At 65.5% G+C, this 20,287-nt stretch carries 20 protein-coding genes; 3 read left to right on the top strand and 17 right to left on the bottom strand.

Annotation, left to right across the window (positions count from 1 at the left end; all coding sequences use genetic code 11):
• On the top strand, positions 1-477 hold a 477-nt coding region (locus ACWDTF_RS01765; protein ID WP_449753892.1), incomplete at its 5' end, for a hypothetical protein.
• A gap of 232 nt (positions 478-709) precedes the next feature.
• Positions 710-1,549, top strand: coding sequence for a mycofactocin oligosaccharide methyltransferase MftM (gene mftM, locus ACWDTF_RS01770; protein ID WP_449753893.1), 840 nt, complete (start codon positions 710-712; stop codon positions 1,547-1,549).
• A gap of 69 nt (positions 1,550-1,618) precedes the next feature.
• On the opposite strand, the gene ACWDTF_RS01775 is transcribed toward mftM, so the two are convergent.
• The 12 genes from ACWDTF_RS01775 to murA all read right to left on the bottom strand — a co-directional run bounded on the left by ACWDTF_RS01775 (position 1,619) and on the right by murA (position 13,867).
• Positions 1,619-2,275, bottom strand: a complete 657-nt coding sequence (locus ACWDTF_RS01775) for a MadR family response regulator transcription factor (RefSeq protein WP_240860259.1) — start codon at positions 2,273-2,275, stop codon at positions 1,619-1,621.
• On the bottom strand, positions 2,272-3,696 hold the full coding sequence (locus ACWDTF_RS01780) for a MadS family sensor histidine kinase (RefSeq protein ID WP_240860260.1): 1,425 nt from the start codon (positions 3,694-3,696) through the stop codon (positions 2,272-2,274). The genes ACWDTF_RS01775 and ACWDTF_RS01780 overlap by 4 nt, the downstream gene beginning before the upstream one ends.
• Position 3,697: 1 nt before the next feature.
• A complete protein-coding gene (locus tag ACWDTF_RS01785) occupies positions 3,698-4,885 on the bottom strand; it encodes an iron-containing alcohol dehydrogenase (protein WP_355276742.1) in 1,188 nt (395 codons plus the stop codon).
• Between the two features lie 63 nt (positions 4,886-4,948).
• Positions 4,949-6,475: a VWA domain-containing protein gene (locus tag ACWDTF_RS01790; RefSeq protein WP_240860262.1), complete on the bottom strand. Its 1,527-nt coding sequence runs from the start codon at positions 6,473-6,475 to the stop codon at positions 4,949-4,951.
• Positions 6,476-6,495: 20 nt separating this feature from the next.
• Entirely contained in the window at positions 6,496-7,788 is a 1,293-nt protein-coding gene (locus ACWDTF_RS01795) for an AAA family ATPase (RefSeq protein WP_240860263.1), read from the bottom strand.
• Between the two features lie 88 nt (positions 7,789-7,876).
• Entirely contained in the window at positions 7,877-9,169 is a 1,293-nt protein-coding gene (mdo, locus tag ACWDTF_RS01800) for an NDMA-dependent methanol dehydrogenase (RefSeq protein WP_240860264.1), read from the bottom strand.
• Between the two features lie 190 nt (positions 9,170-9,359).
• Positions 9,360-10,130, bottom strand: a complete 771-nt coding sequence (locus ACWDTF_RS01805; protein WP_240860265.1) for an energy-coupling factor ABC transporter ATP-binding protein — start codon at positions 10,128-10,130, stop codon at positions 9,360-9,362.
• On the bottom strand, positions 10,127-10,903 hold the full coding sequence (gene cbiQ, locus ACWDTF_RS01810; protein WP_240860266.1) for a cobalt ECF transporter T component CbiQ: 777 nt from the start codon (positions 10,901-10,903) through the stop codon (positions 10,127-10,129). The genes ACWDTF_RS01805 and cbiQ overlap by 4 nt, the downstream gene beginning before the upstream one ends.
• 1 nt (position 10,904) lies before the next feature.
• The gene (locus tag ACWDTF_RS01815; protein WP_449753894.1) at positions 10,905-11,369 is read right to left on the bottom strand and encodes a PDGLE domain-containing protein; all 465 of its coding nucleotides are present in this window, start codon (positions 11,367-11,369) and stop codon (positions 10,905-10,907) included.
• On the bottom strand, positions 11,366-12,085 hold the full coding sequence (locus ACWDTF_RS01820) for an energy-coupling factor ABC transporter permease (RefSeq protein ID WP_240860270.1): 720 nt from the start codon (positions 12,083-12,085) through the stop codon (positions 11,366-11,368). Before ACWDTF_RS01820 ends, ACWDTF_RS01815 begins: the two co-directional genes overlap by 4 nt.
• 172 nt (positions 12,086-12,257) lie before the next feature.
• Positions 12,258-12,587, bottom strand: a complete 330-nt coding sequence (locus tag ACWDTF_RS01825) for an ArsR/SmtB family transcription factor (protein ID WP_449753895.1) — start codon at positions 12,585-12,587, stop codon at positions 12,258-12,260.
• Between the two features lie 5 nt (positions 12,588-12,592).
• Positions 12,593-13,867: a UDP-N-acetylglucosamine 1-carboxyvinyltransferase gene (murA, locus tag ACWDTF_RS01830; RefSeq protein ID WP_240860276.1), complete on the bottom strand. Its 1,275-nt coding sequence runs from the start codon at positions 13,865-13,867 to the stop codon at positions 12,593-12,595.
• A gap of 45 nt (positions 13,868-13,912) precedes the next feature.
• Between murA and ACWDTF_RS01835 the strand changes: the two genes are divergently transcribed.
• The gene (locus ACWDTF_RS01835; RefSeq protein WP_240860278.1) at positions 13,913-14,524 is read left to right on the top strand and encodes a cob(I)yrinic acid a,c-diamide adenosyltransferase; all 612 of its coding nucleotides are present in this window, start codon (positions 13,913-13,915) and stop codon (positions 14,522-14,524) included.
• Positions 14,525-14,944: 420 nt separating this feature from the next.
• On the opposite strand, the gene ACWDTF_RS01840 is transcribed toward ACWDTF_RS01835, so the two are convergent.
• From ACWDTF_RS01840 to atpA, 5 genes are all read right to left on the bottom strand, one after another.
• Positions 14,945-15,406 carry a DUF2550 domain-containing protein gene (locus tag ACWDTF_RS01840; RefSeq protein ID WP_355276732.1) on the bottom strand — a complete coding sequence of 154 codons (462 nt, stop codon included), beginning with the start codon at positions 15,404-15,406 and terminating at the stop codon, positions 14,945-14,947.
• 209 nt (positions 15,407-15,615) lie between these two features.
• Positions 15,616-15,996 carry a F0F1 ATP synthase subunit epsilon gene (locus ACWDTF_RS01845; protein ID WP_240860282.1) on the bottom strand — a complete coding sequence of 127 codons (381 nt, stop codon included), beginning with the start codon at positions 15,994-15,996 and terminating at the stop codon, positions 15,616-15,618.
• A 9-nt stretch (positions 15,997-16,005) separates the two neighbouring features.
• Entirely contained in the window at positions 16,006-17,454 is a 1,449-nt protein-coding gene (gene atpD, locus ACWDTF_RS01850; RefSeq protein WP_240860284.1) for a F0F1 ATP synthase subunit beta, read from the bottom strand.
• A gap of 69 nt (positions 17,455-17,523) precedes the next feature.
• Positions 17,524-18,453, bottom strand: coding sequence for a F0F1 ATP synthase subunit gamma (locus ACWDTF_RS01855; protein ID WP_240860285.1), 930 nt, complete (start codon positions 18,451-18,453; stop codon positions 17,524-17,526).
• 60 nt (positions 18,454-18,513) lie between these two features.
• A complete protein-coding gene (atpA, locus tag ACWDTF_RS01860) occupies positions 18,514-20,142 on the bottom strand; it encodes a F0F1 ATP synthase subunit alpha (protein ID WP_240860286.1) in 1,629 nt (542 codons plus the stop codon).
• Between the last annotated feature and the right edge of the window lie 145 nt (positions 20,143-20,287).

Raw genomic sequence — 20,287 nt, forward strand, 5'->3', positions numbered from 1 at the left:
CAGCACAGTTTCAACACAATCAGGAAAGAAAAACCTGACCAATCCAAAAACAAGCAACACCTGCCCCACGAGGAGGAACAGATGCCACAAAAAAAATCATCATCCATCCAAAAACACTTGGACACACAATGCCAAACAAAATTGGCATCAGACAATTCATCATCACACTATCGAGTTCTCAAAGAACACACACCCACCGGCACTACCCACATCGGGCGCTCACCTGCGAGCTTTGTTCGTTTTGGAGTAGTTGCCCCGTCTCCGGCGCAACTCTTCCAGCGTACCAGACCCTCTTGCCGGTCCGCAACTCTCGGTCTTGGTTCCGATCGGGAGTGTCTGGCAGTCCCGAGATGGTCGATCGAGGCGCGCGAAGCTACCCTGTTCGATTTCTCGGGGGCGGTCAGTGCAGAACCCGGTTTCCTCTCCCCGTCCGCTCCCTCTCGGGAGTCTGTCCGGGGCGGCGCCGTGGCGCGCTGACTTGAAGAAAGTTACTGGGCTGCGTTGTCAGGGTCAAATCGCCTGGTCACGGCGTGCGCCGGTTTCCATTCTCGCTGGTCACGGGGATTTCAACCACCGACCGAACGCAAACATTCCCGCTCGCACGCCGAATTCCATCGATGTGATCTACGCCGCAAACCGTCCTTTTGGACAGTACGCGCGCCTGGACGGCCAGTTATGCGCAGGTCAGCGCGCTTTTAGCGTCTATAGGGTGACCATTGCCCAGCATCTCGAATCGGTTCGTACGGTTTCTGTGCGTCATTGCCGGTCTGTGCCGGCAGGTTTTCGGCGGTGCGGCGATCTCGGCTGGCGGATCGGCCCGGTGTCGGTCGACATCGTTCATCCCTTCGATGGCGGGTCGATCTCGGATTCGGCCGTGGTCGGCAGTCTCGTCGGCCTCGTCGACGCGGGTGTCATCGCAGGTCAAAGGCAGTTCGAGGACGCCGCCGTGCAGATGATCCGTTCGGCGGCGAGCACCGAGGCTGGGTCCTGGGCAGCGTTCTACGACAATTCGATCACCGAGCTCCGCGACGGTGGGTCACCGTTCGGTCCGGTTCATGCGCGCGCGCGGTCGCTGGTCGTCGGCGACAGTCTGCTCGAGGTCGGTTCCTGTTTTGGCTTCCTCGCACTCCAGTGCGCGGAGGACGGCTTCGAGGTCAGTGCCTGCGACATCTCCCCTGGCGCCGTCGAGCACTTGCGTGCGGCGGCTCGGCGCAGGCAAACGCCGCTTCGCGCGGTGGTCGGTGACGCCACCGACCTACCGTTCGACACCGATGCGGTCGACACCGTCACCCTCATCCACCTGCTCGAACACCTTGACGAGCAAGCAACGGTCCGGGCTCTGACGGAGGCTCTACGGGTAGCCCGACGCCGCGTCGTCGTCGCGGTGCCCTTCGAGGAACATCCCAGCGAACATTTCGGCCACCTGATCCAACTCACGCTCGACGACCTCGCAGCTTGGGCCGGCCAGGTTGAGCACGACGGGGTCGAGTTGTTCACCCACCTCGGTGGATGGATGGTCCTCACTCCCGTCGCAAGACGATCCGTGTGAAGTTGAGTCCGGAATCCGGGCCCAACTTCACACGGATGAGTGGACATTCCTCGGGCCACCCGACTGCGTTCAGATCAATCCACGCTTGCTCGCGATGTACACGGCGTCGGTGCGCTTGGAGACGCCGAGTTTGCGGATGATGTTGCGGATGTGGAACTTGACGGTCGACTCCGAGATGAAGAGTGTCTGCCCGATCTTCTTGTTGGACAACCCATCTGCCAGCAACCGCAGCACTTCGCGTTCGCGCTCGGTCAGTGCCTCCGGTCCCGCACCATCACCGGAGACGCTACGCAGCACGATGGCCGCGCTCCGCGGATCGAAGGCGCTGCCACCTCCGGAGACGGCCTGAATCGCCCGCACCAGCTCGGTGGTGTCGACGTCCTTCACGACGTACCCGCGCGCGCCCGCACGAACCGCGCGGACGACGAGATCGTCGTCGAGGAAGGTGGTCAGCACCAGTGTCGCGACGTCGGGATGTCGACCGGCGATCTCGGTGATCAGGCGCAACCCCTCGTATTCGGTTCCCGCGGTGAGCTTGAGATCCACCACCACCACATCGGGGCGGCACCGTTGCACCTCGGCAAGTGCCCCGTCGTAGGAGCCGGCCTCCCCGACCACCGAGATCGCCGACTCGCGGTCGAGCAGCGACCGAATCCCCTCTCGTAGCAGTGCGTGATCGTCCACGAGCATCGTTCGGATCGCCGTGGTGTCTGCCGGACTGTTCATCGGATGACCTCCTGCTCGGATGGCGTGGCCCTGCCACGACGTGACTCGACCGCCGGAATCGTGACGACGATGCGCACACCACCCAGTCGCGAACGACGAATCCGCAGTTCACCGCCCAACTCGTCCGCACGCGCGGCCATGTTCGCCAACCCGCGGTGGCGCCCGGCCAGGTCTCCCAGCGTCGCGGCGCGCAGAACCCGTCGTAGGTGACCGGGATCGCCGACCCCGTCGTCGTCGACGGCCAGCTGCACGGCGTCGTCGAGATAGGTCAGGTCGACGCGGGCCGTGTTCGCCTCGGAATGGACCGCGGTGTTGAACAGCGCCTCGCCCGCGATCCTGAGCACGGCGTGCTGGATGTCATCGGGCAGGTCACGAATCCGACCGGTCACCCGAACCTGTGTTTCGAGTTCCTTCGGAAGATGCATCGAACACAGTTCGTCGAGTACCTCGCCAAGACTCAGTCCCTCCACCGACGGGGCCTGGTTCAGCGCATAGATCACCGAACGCAGTTGTTCCACGGCATTTCGGGTGAGACGTCCGGCGACCTCCAGTCGGTCTGCGGTTTTCGGATCGGATTCCATCCGGCAGACCTCGATGTGCACCCCGGCCGAGAGCACCGACTGTGTCACCGAGTCGTGCAGTTCGCGAGCGATCCGCTCGCGCTCCTCGGTCACCAGCCGCTGACGCATCACGGCGGAGAGTTCGCGCTGCGTGCGCTGCAGCTCGGTGTTGCGTACCGCGAGGTCGGCGGCCTGCGCCGTCGCCTGGGCGAACGCCTGCTCGGCGCGCGCCAGCTGATGCCGGCTCTCCTCGAGCAGCGCCGCATTGAGCAGCGCGACGGCCGCCTGCCGCGCGAGAATGCGGAGCACCACCGGATCGGCGGAATCGACGACCTTGTGCTCGGGCGTCCACGCCGACAACCCGCCGACCACCCGGCCGTCGAGATGCAGCGGGACGTGCACGTGATGGTCGTCGACCATCGGCCGCTTCAGTCGGGTCATCTGGTTGCGCAAGATGTCGTTGAGCCGGTTGAGCACCTCGTCGGGCAGATGACTCGGCGTGCGTGCGACATGCACGCCCTCGAATGCGTAGATCGTGCCGTCGCGACCCATCATCAGGTGGCGCGGCCCGGTGCGGTCGAGTTCGCCGTCACACAGCGCGAACACCACCCACTCGGCGTCCAGATGCTCTTGTACTGCGCGCACCACCGACAACACGAGTGTCTCCGGCCCCTCACCGGTCTGGACGAGCGCGCGGGAGATGCGGTCGAGCGCCTCGACCACCCTGGTGAGTCGTTGCTCCACACCGCGGTACTGCGCGTAGTGCGATCCTTTGACCGAGTGCAGGCCCAGCAGGGATTCCAGGCGCGAGGCCTCCTCGTCGGGAGCTCCGTCGTCGGCGAGTCGACCCTGCACTGCCATCTCAGAGGGCCTCGCGATACATGCCCAATATCTCGTCGGGTGTGGGTTGACGCGGGTTGGTGGTCATACAGGCGTCGACCATCGCATTGGCGGTCAGCACCGGCAAGTGCTCGCCGAGCACGCCGACCGCCCGCAGGGTACGCGGAAGTCCCACCGAATATGACAGTCGCGCAACTGCATCCGCGAATCGCTCGGCGACCGCATGAGGCGACCCAGAATCGTCGACGCCGACAGCTCGAGCGAGGTCCACATAGGGCCGCGGATCGGCTTCGGCATTGAAGCGGATGACGTGCGGCAACAACACCGAGTTGATCGCGCCGTGCGGGGCGTCGCACAGGCCGCCCACCGGATGACTCATCGCGTGCGTGGCACCGAGGATCGCATTGGTGAACGCCATCCCGGCCTCGAGAGAGGCGTAGGCCATGTTGGTGCCCGCGACGGTGTCGGACGGGTCGCCGACGAATCGTTCGATGCTCCGCCACGCGGTCGCGATCGACGACAACGCCGCGCCGTCGGTGAGTCGACTGTGGGCAACCGAGGCGTAGGCCTCGATGCAGTGGGTGATGGCGTCCATCCCCGATTGGGCTGCGACCTCCGGGGGCAGCGTCGCCAGGGTGCGTGGGTCGATCACCGCCACGTCGGGCACCAGCCCGCGCCCGATGATGGTCACCTTGGTCATGCGGTCGACATCGTTGACGATGCAGAACTGCGAGACGTCGGAGCCGCTGCCCGCCGTGGTTGGGGCGGCGATCAGCGGTGGAAGCGGCGATGTCGCCTTGTCGATGCCCTCGTATTGGAGGATGTGCCCGCCATTGGCCGCGAGAATCGCGACGCCTTTCGCGGCATCGATCACCGACCCGCCTCCGAGCGCCACGATGCCGTCGCAGCGCCGGAAATCGTAATGCTCGAGGGCGGCGCTGATCTCGGGCGCGCGCGGGTTGGGCGACACCTCGCTGAACGACGACACCGACAGGCCCTCGGAGCGCAGTGACGCAGCCAGCTCCGGATACCAGGGGGTGGCCACGATGCCGCGGTCGGACACGATCATCAAGCGCTGCACACCCAGGCCGCGGGCCGCCCCGGCGATCTCGGCGAGCGCTCCGGAACCCACGATGATCTCGGGTGTATGGAACTTGGCGACACGCAGGTCTGACCGCGTCAACTCCTCACCATCGACCTTCGCCTGCACGCACTCTCACCCGTTCGCTCCCGGTCCCCGCCGTATCCGCGATCCTACGCGGCGTGATCGGCGTCACGCGCCGTATGCATCGACAGAGACCTGCTCGAGTTCGGCGAGGTCGTGCACCACGTGGACGCGGTCGCAATAGGTCGCATACGCGGGCAGATCACAGGAACCGAGCCCCCAGGAATAGGCGGCCTCCGGAGTGATCCAGATCGTCTCGCGGGCACGACGCGAAATCTCCTCGAACGCCTCGAAATTGGGGTCGCGACCATTGTTGCGTCCGTCGCCGAGAACGATCACCGTCGTGCGGCGGGTGACGGCGCCCCCGTACTCCTCCAGGAACTTCCCGAGGGCCAGCCCGTAATCGGAGTCGGCGTCGGTGTCGAGGACGCCCCCCGCCTGCAGTCCTGACACCACCAGGGACAGGGCCTCCTCGGGCTGGTGTTCGGCGAACAGGTCGGTGATCTCCACCAGGTCGGCGACAAAGGCGAACGACCGCACATGCGCGACCATCGACTGCAGACCGTGCACGAGCTGCAACGTGAACCGGGCGGCGGTTCGGACCGACAGCGAGACATCGGCCAGGATCAGCAGACTGGGCCGATCCTCCACCTTGGCCACCGTGATCGGCCGGAACGGCACACCGTCGTAGCGCAGGTTGGCCCGCATCGTGCGAGCGGCGTCCACGGTCCCGCGGGCGGCCAGTTTCCGACGCGCCCGGGGTGCCCCGTGCAGACTGCGGATCAGACGCCGGATCGAATCCTCCAGACTGGCCCGCTCGTGTTCGTGGATGAGGTCGCGGACCTCCGCCTTGACCTCACGCTCCTCGATCTGATGGTCGGTGGCCATGAGCTGTTCGAGGTGGTCGCGGAGCTTTTCGGGCAGCCCGTCGAGCAGTCCGGCCAGCGCGCTGCGCAGCGCCGCGAGTTCCTCGGCGTCGGGCTGCGGTCCCGACGCCGCGTCCGGATCGTCGAGCCACGTCAGCAACGCCATCTCCTGCGCCACCGAGAGTTCGACGTCGAGTTGGGTTCGGTTGTCGGTGACCAGATCGCCGGGCCGGCCCGGGTTGGCCAGACGCGACACGGTCAGCTGGACCCGAGCGGCGGCCTCGGCGTTGGGCACCTCGTCGGAGGACAGCACGATCTCGTCGGTGAGCGAGGCCATGTCGAGCCGGTTGGCCTCCTGGTGAAGGTTGTACTGCTCGGCCAGGTCCTCCGGGTCGAAGTACTCCTTCAGATTCGACGGCGGTCCGTGGCTGTGGCCCTGCTGCGGTGTCTCGCTGATTTCATCGGACAGGCTGTACTCGGTGAGTTCGCCGGAGTCCGACAGGTCATCGTGGGTGTGCGAGTGGCCGTGTGCATCAGCGTTCTCGAGTACCGGACGCAACGCGAAGAAGCGGTCGAAGACATCGTGAAAGGTGGCCTCGTCCCGGCGGTCCTTGACCAGACACACCTCGAGGGCCGATCGCAGGAGTTCGCGGTCGGCGAGGATCTCCGCTGTCGCGGTTGCCGACATCGCATCCATCGCCTCCGACACCCCGATGCGGATGCCGTGCAGGCGCAGCAGACGGACGAAGCGGTGAATGGCGGCTTCCATGCGCTGGACTCCCGTCCCGCTCAGAAGGGCCGCTTGCGCGCACCGCCGCCGCGCGACTTGAACGAGCGATCACCCTGGCCCGGGCTGATGGTCCGGGTACCTGCGTCGCTCTTGGCTCCGGGCGAGCCGTAGTAGTCCGAACCATGCCGTCCGGGAACATCTTTGGCGGCGCGCTTGGCCTGTCCGCTGTGGTCGCTCTGGTCCTTGCCGTGATCGTGATCTCCATGGTCGTGGTCGCCGTGGTCGTGACTGTGCTCGCCATGAGAGTGACTGTGCCCGTGCCCATGTGAATGACCGTGGGAATGCAGGTGTTCGGGCACCTCGGCGTTGGGATCGACGAGCTTCGGCAGGGCGTCGATGGCACGGGCGAGATCCCGGTCGTACTTGACGACCACGTTCGCGGTCTGCGCCAGCACGTCCGCGGTGAGTTCGTCGGCCCCGAGTACTGCGAGGGTGCGCGCCCAGTCGATCGCCTCGGAAATGCTGGGCGCCTTGCGAAGATCGAGGTCGCGCAGACCGCGCACGATCTCGACCAGCTTGGCCGACAACGTGTCCGAGAGTCCGGTGTTCTTGGACTTGATGATCTCCAGTTCGCGCGCGGAATCCGGGTAGTCCAGCGACAGGTGCAGGCAGCGTCGCTTCAGGGCGGCCGACAGATCGCGAGTGTTGTTGGAGGTCAACACGATCATCGGTTGGTGGGTGGCGACAAAGGTTCCGATCTCGGGTACCGACACCTGATACTCGGCGAGGAGTTCGAGGAGAACTGCCTCGAGCGCCTCGTCGGCGCGGTCCACCTCGTCGACGAGCAGGACCACGGGATGGTCGGCGCGTACCGCCTCCAGCAGCGGCCGGGGCGCGAGGAAGCGTTCGGAGAAGAAGACGCTCTCCTCGGCGCCGATGCGGTCGACCGCTTCCGACAGCGTCGACGCGTCCGCCACGACCTGACTGATCTTCTCGCGTAAGACCTGGGTGTAGAGCAGCTGCTTTCCGTAGTCCCACTCGTACAGGGCCGTGGTCTCGTCCTGCCCCTCGTAGCACTGCAGACGCAGCAGTTCCCGACCGGTGACCTCAGCCAGTGTCTTGGCCAGCTGCGTCTTGCCGACGCCCGCGGGTCCTTCGAGCAGGATCGGCTTGCCGAGCTTGTGCTGCAGGAACACCGTGGTGGCCAACCGCTGATCCGCGAGATAGCCTGCCGCAGCGAACTTCTCGACAACGTCGGCCACGTCGACAAACTCTGCCGTGCCATCGCCGACTGCCTCATCTGGCGCTGGGCCGGAACCGGCGGACGAGTCGGAAACGATCTGCACGGACATCGGTGTCTCCTTGCGGGGGTTGGTGTTACGAAAGAATGGTGTGGCCGGCGCCTCGGGGGCAGGACGCCGGCCACGCCCAACTGCTGACCTACGTCAGCAGGTCATCGAGGTCGCCGTTGAACGCGTGGTCGACGACCGGTCGGACCGTCTCGAAGGTGCACTCCTTCGGGTTGCCCGGGGTGCAGGCGTCGCCGAGGACGTGATTGGTGATCGCATCGATCGACTCCGGCGCACCCGAGATCTCCTTGCGGTTCTCGTAGAACTTGGTGGGGCCCTGGCCCAATCGGTTCTTGATGTGCGAATCCTGGTTGACGTCGGTGAACTTCTCCGGGATGCCCACATCGCGCAGCAGCCGGATGGCGGCGTTGAGTGCCTGATCCGCAGCCTGCACCTTGGTCATGCCGTGGGTGTCGACGCCCATCGCCTCGGCCATGTCGGCGAACCGCTCGTAGCACACGGGCATGTTGAACGCCCACACACGCGGCAGTGCGATGGCGTTGTTCAGACCGTGGTGGGTGTCGTAGAACGCCGACACCGCGTGGCTGATCGAGTGGATGATGCCCAGGCCACCCGAGTTGAAGGCCTGTGCCGCAATGTATTGCGCGTACATCATGCCCTCGCGGCCGGACAGCTCGGTCGGGTTCCAGGTCGCCTCGCGCAGGTGCTGGGCAGTCATCTTGACCGCGTGCAGCGCGTTGCCCATCGACGGCGGGAAGTTCAGTCGTGACACGTACGGCTCGGAGGCGTGTGCGAGAACGTCGAATCCGCACTGGGCGGTGAAGGCCACCGGGCAGTCGTAGTACAGAACCGGGTCGTCGATCGCCAGAGTGGTCACCGAGGCATCGTCGAAGGCCACGTACTTGTGCGGCTTGTCGGGGTCGGTGGTGGTGTCGGTGATGACATACGCCCACGAGGTCTCCGAACCCGTTCCGGCAGTGGTGGATACGGCGATGTGCGGCGGATTCTTGGGGTTCTCGCTCTTGTTGAATCCCTCGAATTCGTTGATGTTGCGCCCATCGTGGGCCACCGAGATACGAGCGCCCTTGCAGGCGTCGTGTGCCGAGCCGCCGCCGATGGAGATGAACGAATCACACTTCTCCGAGTTGTACAGCGACACCGCGTCCATCACGTTGTAGTCCTTGGGATTGGACTCGACCTGATCGAACAGGACGACCTCGAGACCGTGGTATTTGCACGACTCGACGATCTTGTGGACGGTGTCGCTTCCCCGCAGACCCGTGGTCATGACGAGGGTTTTCTTGAAGCCCAGTTTGAGTGCCTCGGGCCCGATCATCTCGTGAGCGCCGGGGCCCATCATCGCCCGCGGGAACGGGTGAAACTCCTTGATGGGAAACGGTTTGAGTAATTCGTCAACCTGCATGATGCTGTCCTCCCGCGAGCTGGGGCGCACGCGTGTCGTCGCTGATCTAGTGGGGCATCGGCGACGTTACGCGCGTCACATCCGGGTCCGACACCTCCCGAGAAGCAAACCGTCCTTTACGCCTGCGACGCTCCTCCTGGGAGCAGGTCCACACCTGACCGTTCGGAGAGGTGTCAGGCTGGCCGAACGGTCAGCCGCCGGCGCGGGCGGCGCGCGCCGCCGAGAGACTGTGTGCGTTGAATCCCCAGGGCAATTCGAGCCGGTGGGCCGCGAGGAGTCCCTCGTCGGCGAGAACGTCGTCGATGGCACCGTCGGCGACGATCCGGCCGGCATCCACGATGACGGCTCGGTCGCAGAGTTGAGCAGCATAGGGCAGATCGTGGGTCACCACGAGCATCGTCTGATGCAGTCCGAGAAGTGTTTCCGCGAGTTGTCGCCGGGCCACCGGATCAAGATTGGCGGAAGGCTCGTCGAGCACGAGAATATCTGGGCGACAGGCCAATACCGTGGCGAGCGCCCCGCGGCGCCGCTGTCCCCCGGACAGATGGTGCGGACTGCGGCGCGCGTGCTCTCTCATCGACACCGCGTCGAGCGCCTGGTCGACCACGTCGGCGAGCTCGTCACCCTTCACACCGAAGTTGGCCGGCCCGAAGGCAACGTCCTCGATGAGCGTCGGCATGAAGAGTTGGTCGTCGGGGTCCTGGAACACCAGTCCCACTTGGCACCGGATCTCGCGAATCGTCTTGGCACTCACGGTGACACCGTTGATCACGACCGAGCCCAGGGTCGGCGACAGTACTCCGTTGAGCTGCAGCATCAGCGTGGTCTTGCCTGCACCGTTGGGTCCGAGCAGCGCGACTCGCTCACCCGGCGCAATCGTGAGGTCGACGCCGGCAAGTGCCACGCGTCCATCCGGATACGTGAAATGCAGGTTCGAGACCTCGATCGCGGGCCCGGTCATCGCAGGCTCCACGCCGCTGCTGCGACCATGACCGCCGCGGCCGCGGGCATGACCACTACGAGCCACTGTGCACGGGTGGCTCTCGTCGCTGTCGCCACACCCGGCATCTCCGGGATGACCCCGGTGAAGCCGCGCGACATCATCGCGAGATGAACCCGCTCGCCGCGCTCGTAGGACCGCAGGAACATCGACCCCACGCCCTTGGCGATCGCACCCGCCTGGTGGATCATCCGCGGCGAATCGCCTCGGGCCAGGCGCGCCACCTGCATGCGTCGAACCTCCGCCGACAGCACATCGATGTAACGCAACATCATCACGATCACCGGAGTGATGGTGGCAGGCACTCCGAGCCGACTCAGCGCAAGCGGTAATTCTCGGGCAGGCGTGGTGGCGGCGAAGGTCAGCGAGGCCGCCACGCCCAGAGTGCCTTTGATGACGATGCCCCACGCGGCGTACAAGCCGGCGAGCGACATCGACAGCCCGGCGATCTCGACTCGCTGTCCGCCCTCGGCAAAGGGCAACAGAACGGCGAGCACCACGAACGGCGCCTCGATCAGCATCCGCGGCGCGATCCACCGCACCGGCACGTCGGCCAGTCGCCACACCACGAACACAATGATCGCGAAACCCGCGTACGGCCAGAACATCTCACGCGGCGTCGCCACCACGGCGAACACGAAGACGACCAGGCAGACCAGCTTCACCTCCACCGGCGCCCGATGAACACACGATCGGCCCTCCCGGTAGAGCGGATGAGCGTGGCCCGCACCCACGTCAGATGCCCGATTCAGTTCGGCGTGGCCCGGGCGAGCGAAGCGACGGGGAATTGCAACCGGGCGAGCGAAGCGACGGGGAAGTGCGACCGGGCGAGCGAAGACGAATCAGCCAGAACAGGCCGCCGGCCACCGCCAGCGTGACAAGCACGCCGATGATCCCGGCGAGACCGTTGGAGTCACCGATTCCCTTGACCGAGTAGTCGGCCAGCGGCGAGGACGCCATCGCGTGATCGGTGGCGTGCTGCGCTATGCAGTTGCCCTTCAACTGTTCTACGCCGTCGACCATCACCGTCTCGCAACCACGCTGCGTTGCGGAGTCCAGGCCGTCCGGCGACGAACTCGCGAAGTACGAGATGACGCCCGCGACGAGCAGGGCGACCGCACCGAAACCGATGAGGAAGTAGCGCAACCGGATCTTGGGCCCGGTCGCAGACGGGGTCTGCTGACTGTTCGTGACACTCATGCCGCGACTCCAACCGGGTTCGTGACGTCGACCGGCCTGTGTCGCAACAGATAGACCAGGTCCGGCCGTGCCCGAGCCACTGCCACCACGGTTACCGCGGTGATGAGTCCCTCGCCGACACCGATCAGCACGTGTGTGCCCCACATGTAGGTGGCGACGGTGCCGAGCGAGGTGGTCGCAGCGCCGCCGATCGCATACTCGATGACGAATCCCGTTGCAGCACAGACGGTTCCACACAGCGCCGCAATGAAGGAGATCACCCCGAGCGGGCCGAGTGACCGCCCACGCCGCCCGGACAGCCGCAGGAGTCCGATAGCGACGAGATAGCCCACAAAGGTCGAGATCAACGCCATGTTGGTGATGTTGGCGCCCAGCGCGCTCACCCCACCGTCGGCGAACAGCAATGCCTGCACGACGAGGACGATCGCGACGCAGAGGGCTCCGGTGAAGGGGCCCACAAGGATCGCGGCCAGCGCTCCGCCGAGGAGGTGCCCGCTCACCCCCGGCAGGATCGGGAAATTGATCATCTGGACCGCGAAGATGAAGGCTGCCACCAGCCCGGCCATCGGAACGGTCTTCTCGTCCAGGTCGGTGCGGGCCCGCCATGCGCAGAGCGCCAGGCCGGCGATCGCTATCGCCACGAACATCGCGGAGACCGGCGCGTTGATGATGCCATCGCTCATGTGCATGGCGACGGTGGTGGTTGTCGAGGACATGGAAAAACGGTAGGACCACCCGCAACATCTGTCCACTTATTCAGATGATTGAGCAGACAGACTATCCGTTCGGGCAGGGCCCGCCCTGTCCTGCGGTGCGCCGAGCGCCCACTCGAGCGGTCACTCGTGACGGCATCCTTCAACGGTCACTCGTGACGGCATCCTTCAACGGTCACTCGTGACCGGCGCCCATCCAGTGCAGCAATTCGTGCACGGTCTCGTCGTCCAGCCGATAACTCACCGAGCGTCCCACCCGGGTCGAGGTCACCCAGCCCTGGTGCCGCAGAACCCGAAGCGCTTGCGACACCGCCGTTTCGGTCCGACCGACGGCCGTGGCGATGTCACCCACGAAGATGCCCGGCTGCCGGTGCAGCACGATCAGGATCTCGAGTCGGTGCGGATCGGAGAGGAGGTCGAATCGTCGGGTCCACTCGGTGACGTCGACCTCGTGCGGACGGTCGGCGGCATCAGCGTGCGCGTGAGAGTGGTCGGCGCCGTCCACCCGATTCAGCTCCCTGCTCGGTCGGTGTCGGTGACGCGCTCGATCTGGGCACCGAGTCCACGCAGGATCTCCACGAAGTGCGGATACCCACGATCGATGTGTTCGACGTCGTGCACCTCGGTGACGCCGTCTGCCACCAGGCCGGCCAGAACGAGCCCCGCGCCGGCCCGGATGTCCGAACACCAGACGGGGGCACTCGACAGCTGCTCGATGCCGCGGATCACCGCGTGATGCCCGTCGGTGCGTGCGTCGGCGCCGAGTCGGACCATCTCTTCGACGAAACGGAAACGGGCCTCGAAGACGTTCTCGGTGATCACCGACATCCCGTCGGCGATCGTGGCCAGCCCGATCGCCATCGGCTGAAGGTCGGTCGGAAAGCCCGGGAACGGAAGCGTGGACACGTTGACGGCGGTGGGACGCGCGTCGTGTCGGACGCGGAAGCCGTCGCTGGAGGTGTCCACCTGCGCGCCGGCGTCGACCAGCTTGTTCAGGACCAGCTGCAGATGCTCGGGCCGCACACCGTGCACGGAGACGTCGCCGCGGGTCATGGCCGCGGCGATGCCCCAGGTTGCGCCCACGATCCGATCGCCGACGACGCGGTGGGTGGTCGGATGCAGGCGGTCGACGCCGCGCACCACGAGGGTCGAGGTGCCCGCACCCTCGATCTGTGCCCCCATCTGCTGCAGCATCTCGCACAGGTCGACGATCTCCGGTTCGCGTGCTGCGTTGTCGATCGTGGTCTCGCCCTCGGCGAGGACGGCGGCCATCAGGATGTTCTCGGTGGCACCCACCGACGGGAACTCGAGCGCGATCGGAGCTCCGATCAGGGCATCGGCCTCGGCAACCACACACCCGTGCTCGATCGAACTGTGCGCACCCAACGCACGCAGTCCCGACTGATGCATGTCGAGCGGTCGCGATCCGATCGCGTCGCCACCGGGCAGCGCGACGACGGCCCGGTGACAGCGAGCCATCAGCGGTCCCAGCACGCACACCGAGGCGCGGAACTGTCGGACCGCGTCGAAGTCGGCGTGATACTTCGGCTCCGCGGGCGCGGTGATCGATACGGTGTCCCCATCCTGGGAAACCACGGCACCCAATCCGCGGAGTACGTCGGCCATCAACGGCACGTCGGCGATCTCCGGCGAATTGGTCAGCACCGTGGTGCCTTCGGCCAGCAGGGCGGCCGCCATCAGTTTGAGGACGCTGTTCTTGGCGCCACCCACCGACACCTCGCCCGCCAACCGGACTCCGCCGGTGACCAGAAAACGATCACTCACGCCTGCCACCTTATCGGCCGCGCATCGGGCCGCTACATTCGAGTGATGGCGGTGCATCTGACGCGGATCTACACGCGGACCGGCGATGACGGCTCGACCGGCCTCAGCGACTTCTCCCGAGTTCCCAAGACCGACCCTCGGGTGGTCGCCTACGCCGACTGCGACGAGGCGAATGCCGTCATCGGCATGGCCCTCGCCGTCGGCGGACCGATCGCCGACGACGTCCGAACCGTTCTCACCACAGTGCAGAACGACCTCTTCGACGCCGGCGCCGATCTGTCGACGCCTGTCGTCGACGACCCGAAGTACCCGCCGCTACGTATCGAGCAGTCCTACATCGACGCACTGGAATCCTGGTGCGATCAGTTCGGCACGGACCTCCCCGCCCTCAACTCGTTCATCCTGCCCGGCGGCACCCCGTTGAGCGCGTTGCTGCATCAGGCGCGGACCGTCACGCGCCGCGCCGAACGATCTGCCTGGGCGGCCGTGGCCGCGAACCCGGACGACACGTCCGTGTTGCCCGCCAAATACCTGAATCGGCTGTCGGATCTGCTGTTCATCCTCGCTCGGGTGGCGAACCGGTCACCTGGACCCGACGGCGAGATCCCGGGCGATGTGTGCTGGGTGCCCGGCGGGGATCGTGACCGGCCTGAGTGACCAGTCCCGCCCCGACGGGTGCATAGGCAACACGAAAAGTAGGGGAGGAGACTTCTTCCCCTCCTTTCGGTGGGACCGCCGCCGCGAAGCCTGCGCATACCTCCAGTTCAGGAGGCCGAAGGCAGTACTCTTCGGATCCCGGGCTCAACCTCAAACGGATCAATGGGCGGCCGACCAGGTGGTTGCCATGAGTGCGCAGCGGCGGCATTCTCGTCGGCGGCGCGAACCGGCGCCGCAAAACTAGGGGAAGAAGTTCTTCCCCTACCCTTGGAGTCCTCCCCCAGGAAATTCTCGCGGACGACTATGAACCCCGGGGAAGAAGTTCTTCCCCTAGATTTTGCGGGCACGACGCGGGCTCATTTCCGCAGGTCAGCGGGTTTGATTACCGAATCTTCGGATCAGGGAGCGATTGGGAATACTTCACGCACTACGACGACGCTGCGAGCGGTCGGACTGTCGCGACTCGAGCCAGGACTGGAACGCGGTGACCGCACCCAGCGTCATCGCCATCTCGTAGGTGTCGGTGCGCGGTTCGACGGCATCGGAGTCATACGGCGTCTCGCGTACCTGGAGAACAACGAGCCCGTCCATGATGTCGCATTCGGTCCCCATCGGCTCACGCCGGCCGACGATGTCGATGCCCTGCCGACAGAACGTCACCGAGGGACCCGGCCGAAGCGAACTGAGCCGGTAATAGCGCAGTGTCTCGTCGGTGTAGTGAATGGTGCCGTGCCGCCACCCCTCGTCGACACCGGCGGGCATCTCTCGTAGAAGCACCGGGGTCCCGGCACTCCGTAGCTGTCCGAGCCGGAAGGCCAGCAGCGCACACAGCGCCACTGCGACCACGAGCAGAACGGTCAGCAGCACGGCGAGAAGCGTCACCCCCGACACCTCCTTGCGACAACTACGCGTGGTCCCCACCGATCGAACGATCTCGACCGGACTGTCGATCGGGCTGTCGACAGCGTCACGCGAACGGGCTGATGTGCACCAGCATGCCATCCGAACAAACGAATCGGCCAGCCACCCGGGGTGTCCCGGAGTGACTGGCCGATCACATCAGTTTCAGCGCGCGCTGGCGCTCACTCTCGCTACTTCGAAAGGTGTTGTGCCGCAGTCAAACGCGCATGTGCGTGGTTGTACTCCGGGGAACCGGGCTCGGCAGACTCCAACGCCTGCCGCTCGGATGCCTCGTCGACGTCGTCGGCCCAGTCGGCCGCCTCCGCGAGAATCGTGACGGATTCGCCGGTGATGGACAGGAAGCCACCCTCCACCGAAGCCGCCTTCCGAGTGCCCGACTCTTCGACGATCACCACGAAGCCACCCGGAACCAGCTGACCGAGCAGCGGCTCGTGTCCGGCGAGGACACCGAGCTCACCCACGGTCGTCTGAGCGATCACAAAAGTCGCCTCGCCCGAGTACAGCTCCTGATCGGCGGAGACCACCTCCACGTGGAAGGACTTGTCAGCCATGTCGGTTCGCTACTTTCCGGCGATCTTGGCGGCGGCGGCCTCCACGTCGTCGAGTCCACCGCAGCTGTTGAACGCCTGCTCGGGCAGGTGGTCGAACTCGCCCTTGCACACGCGGTCGAATGCCTCGATGGTGTCGTTGAGCGGCACCACCGAACCCTTCTGTCCGGTGAACTTCTCGGCGACGAGGAAGTTCTGGCCGAGGAACTTCTGGATGCGCCGTGCACGCTGCACGGTGACCTTGTCCTCTTCGGAGAGCTCGTCCATACCGAGGATGGCGATGATGTCCTGCAGTTCCTTGTACTTCTGCAAGATGCGCTTGACCTCGTTGGCGACGCGGAAGTGCTCGTCACCGACGATCGAAGCCTCCAGGATGCGCGAGGTCGACGTCAGCGGGTCCACGGCGGGGTAGATACCCAGCTGCGAGATCGGACGCGAGAGCTCGGTGGTGGCATCGAGGTGCGCGAAGGTGGTGGCCGGCGCCGGGTCGGTGTAGTCGTCGGCGGGCACGTAGATGGCCTGCAGCGAGGTGATCGAACGACCCTTGGTCGAGGTGATCCGCTCCTGGAGCTCGCCCATCTCGTCGGCCAGAGTCGGCTGGTAACCCACCGCCGACGGCATACGACCGAGGAGGGTGGAGACCTCCGAACCGGCCTGGGTGAACCGGAAGATGTTGTCGATGAACAGCAGCACGTCCTGGTGCTTCTCATCGCGGAAGTACTCCGCCATGGTCAGCGCCGACAGGGCCACGCGCATACGCGTGCCCGGCGGCTCGTCCATTTGGCCGAACACCAAGGCGGTGTCCTGGAGAACGCCCATCTCCTCCATCTCGAGGTGGAGGTCGGTGCCCTCACGGGTGCGCTCGCCGACGCCGGCGAACACCGACGTACCGGAGAACTCACGCGCGATACGGGTGATCATCTCCTGGATGAGAACGGTCTTGCCCACGCCGGCGCCGCCGAACAGCCCGATCTTGCCGCCCTTCACGTACGGGGTCAGCAGGTCGATGACCTTGATGCCGGTCTCGAGGATCTCGGTCTTGCCCTCGAGCTCGTCGAAGGGCGGCGGCTTGCGGTGGATGCTCCACTGCTCACCGTCTCGGCCGAGACCCGGCTCGTCGAGGCAGTCGCCGAGAGCGTTGAACACGTGGCCCTTGACCACGTCACCGACCGGAACGACGATCGACTTGCCGGTGTCGGACACCGCAGCGCCGCGGACCAGGCCGTCGGTCGGCTGCATCGAGATGGTGCGCACCAGGTTGTCGCCGAGGTGCTGTGCGACCTCGAGCGTGAGGGTCTTGGCCACAGCTTCGAGGGTGACCTCGGCGTGCAGCGCGTTGAACAGGTCTGGGATCGAGCCGCGCGGGAACTCGACGTCGACCACCGGGCCGATGATGCGGACGACCCGCCCGTCGGTGGAGCCCGCCGACTTCGCGGAGGGGCTTTCTACTGCTGCGGTCATGATGCTTGGGTCACTTCCTCTTCGATCGAAGTATGGTGTCGGGCCGACAAGAACGGCGACGCATGGCTGTTATGCCAGCGCGCTCGAACCGCCGACGATCTCGCTGATTTCCTGGGTGATCTGTGCCTGGCGAAGCTGGTTGGCCTCGCGCGACAACGTTTTCGACAACTCTTCTGCGTTGTCGGTTGCCGCCTTCATCGCCGTACGACGCGCTGCGGATTCCGATGCCGACGAATCGAGCAACGCCGCATAGACGCGCGTAGCCACGTACCTCGGCAGCAGCGCATCCAGGAGGTGATCCGCGCCCGGCTCGAACGAGTAGTTCCGGGACTTCTCGGTCACCTCGACATCGCTGCCCTCGTCGTGCTCGGACACCACCAGCGGAGCCACACGGCGCACCTCGGGCGACTGGGTCAGCATCGAGACGAACCGGGTGTACACCAGGTGCAACTCGTCGACGCCTTCCAGGCTGCCGTCGCCGCCCGGGCGCTCGACCTGCTCGCCCGATCCGGCGAGGAACAGGTCGACGAGGAAGTTGCTCGCCTGCGCTGCGTCCGCGTACTCCGGGGCCTGGGAGAACCCGGTCCACGAATCGGCGACCTCCGAACCACGGAAGCTGAAGAACCCGACGCCCTTCTGCCCGGTCACGAACAGCACGGGCTCCTTGCCCTCGTCCTTCAACAAGGCGACGAGCTCGCGGGTCGCACGCAGCACGTTGGCGTTGTAGCCACCACACATACCGCGGTCGCTGGTCACGACCAGCACAGCCGCCCGCTTCGGGTTCTCGCGTTCGACGAGCAACGGGTGATCCAGCGAACCGGCGTTGCTGGCCAGCTCCGAGAGCACCGTGGTCATCTCTTTCGCGTACGGCTTGGCCGCGGCCACGCGGGCCTGTGCCTTGGTGATTCGCGACGTCGCGATCAGTTCCTGCGCCTTGGTGATCTTCTTGGTCGACTGCACCGACCGGATGCGCGAGCGCAGCTCACGAATACTGGCCATGCTCCCTCACCCCTTTCCTCTGTGCTGGGCTCATGGCCCGGCTGTCGAATGCGGTCACGATCACTTGCGGATCTTGATCTCTTCGTGCTCGACGTCCTCGGAGTCCATCGCAGATGCCTCGGCCTCGTTGACGACGCGCTGGCCGTCGTGGGTGAGGTAGCTGTTCTTGAACTTGTTGGTCTCGTCGACAAGGGCCTCGGCCTGATCGTCGGTGAGCACCTTGCCGCCGGCGATGGAGTCGTAGACGCCGGTCGCGTTGTGATGCAGGTGGCTCAGCAACTGGGTCTCGAAGTTGCGGACGTCGCTGACCGGCACCGAATCGTAGTGGCCTTCACCGCAGAGGTAGATCGACACGATCTCGTCCTCGACGGAGTACGGGCTGTACTGATCCTGCTTGAGCATCTCGACCCAGCGTGCACCGCGCTCGAGCTGCGCCTTCGACGCGTCGTCGAGGTCGGAGGCGAACGCGGAGAACGCCTCGAGCTCACGGAATTGGGCCAGCTCCAGACGCAGCGAGCCGGACACCTTCTTCAGACCCTTGGTCTGTGCGGCACCACCCACGCGCGACACCGAGGTGCCGACATTGATGGCCGGGCGAACGCCCTTGTTGAAGAGGTCGGACTCGAGGAACACCTGGCCGTCGGTGATCGAGATGACGTTGGTCGGGATGAACGCCGACACGTCGTTGGCCTTGGTCTCGATGATCGGCAGTGCGGTCATCGAACCGCCGCCCATCTCATCGGACAGCTTGGCCGCACGCTCCAGCAGACGCGAGTGCAAGTAGAAGACGTCACCCGGGTATGCCTCGCGGCCCGGCGGGCGGCGCAGCAGCAGCGAGATCGCGCGGTAGGCCTCGGCCTGCTTGGTGAGGTCGTCGAACACGATCAGGACGTGCTTGCCCTGGTACATCCAGTGCTGTCCGATGGCCGAACCGGTGTAGGGCGCGAGCCACTTGAAACCGGCGGAATCAGACGCGGGAGCGGCGACGATGGTGGTGTACTCCATCGCTCCGGCCTCTTCGAGCGCGGTCTTGACGCCCGCGATGGTGGAACCCTTCTGACCGATGGCGACGTAGATGCAGCGGACCTGCTTGTTCTCGTCGCCCGACTCCCAGTTGGCCTTCTGGTTCAGGATCGCGTCGACGCAGACCGCGGTCTTGCCGGTCTTGCGGTCGCCGATGACGAGCTGACGCTGGCCGCGACCGATCGCGGTCATGGCGTCGATGGCCTTGATGCCGGTGGCCAGCGACTCCTCGACCGGCTGACGCTCGAGCACGGTGGCCGCCTGGAGTTCGAGAACGCGCTGCTCTTCGGCCTCGATGTCGCCGAGTCCGTCGATGGGCGCGCCGAGCGGGTCGACCACGCGGCCGAGGAACTTGTCGCCGACCGGGACGGAGAGCACCTCGCCGGTCCGGCTGACTTCCTGGCCCTCTTCGAGGTCCTCATAGTCACCGAGGATGACCGCACCGATCTCGTCCTCGTCGAGGTTGAGCGCCACGCCGAGGATGCCGCCGGGGAACTGCAGCAGCTCGTTGGCCATAGCGCTGGGCAGGCCGCTGACGTGCGCGATGCCGTCCGCGGTATCGGTGATGATGCCGACCTCGTCGCGCGACGCCTCGGCTTCGAACGACGAGACGTACTGCTCGATCGCTCCCTTAATCTCGTCTGGTGAGATCGTCAACTCCGCCATGGGTTCTCGTCTTTCCTTGTTCTGGTCCGGCTTGCGAGCCTGGGTGTGGTGGTCGTCGGGTGGTGGTTGGTGGCGCGTGAGCGCTTCGTTGTCTCGGCGCGTGAGCGCTTCGTTGTCTCGGCGCGTGAGCGCTTCGATGTCTCGG

Source organism: Gordonia sp. NPDC003422 (assembly GCF_053588675.1).

Coding starts and splice junctions, on each gene's coding strand:
- ACWDTF_RS01775 (WP_240860259.1), bottom strand. CDS start 2,275: ATGAACAGTCCGGCAGACACCACGGCGATCCGAACGATGCTCGTGGAC.
- ACWDTF_RS01780 (WP_240860260.1), bottom strand. CDS start 3,696: ATGGCAGTGCAGGGTCGACTCGCCGACGACGGAGCTCCCGACGAGGAG.
- ACWDTF_RS01790 (WP_240860262.1), bottom strand. CDS start 6,475: ATGGAAGCCGCCATTCACCGCTTCGTCCGTCTGCTGCGCCTGCACGGC.
- ACWDTF_RS01795 (WP_240860263.1), bottom strand. CDS start 7,788: ATGTCCGTGCAGATCGTTTCCGACTCGTCCGCCGGTTCCGGCCCAGCG.
- mdo (WP_240860264.1), bottom strand. CDS start 9,169: ATGCAGGTTGACGAATTACTCAAACCGTTTCCCATCAAGGAGTTTCAC.
- ACWDTF_RS01805 (WP_240860265.1), bottom strand. CDS start 10,130: ATGACCGGGCCCGCGATCGAGGTCTCGAACCTGCATTTCACGTATCCG.
- ACWDTF_RS01815 (WP_449753894.1), bottom strand. CDS start 11,369: ATGAGTGTCACGAACAGTCAGCAGACCCCGTCTGCGACCGGGCCCAAG.
- ACWDTF_RS01820 (WP_240860270.1), bottom strand. CDS start 12,085: ATGTCCTCGACAACCACCACCGTCGCCATGCACATGAGCGATGGCATC.
- ACWDTF_RS01835 (WP_240860278.1), top strand. CDS start 13,913: ATGGCGGTGCATCTGACGCGGATCTACACGCGGACCGGCGATGACGGC.
- ACWDTF_RS01845 (WP_240860282.1), bottom strand. CDS start 15,996: ATGGCTGACAAGTCCTTCCACGTGGAGGTGGTCTCCGCCGATCAGGAG.
- atpD (WP_240860284.1), bottom strand. CDS start 17,454: ATGACCGCAGCAGTAGAAAGCCCCTCCGCGAAGTCGGCGGGCTCCACC.
- ACWDTF_RS01855 (WP_240860285.1), bottom strand. CDS start 18,453: ATGGCCAGTATTCGTGAGCTGCGCTCGCGCATCCGGTCGGTGCAGTCG.
- atpA (WP_240860286.1), bottom strand. CDS start 20,142: ATGGCGGAGTTGACGATCTCACCAGACGAGATTAAGGGAGCGATCGAG.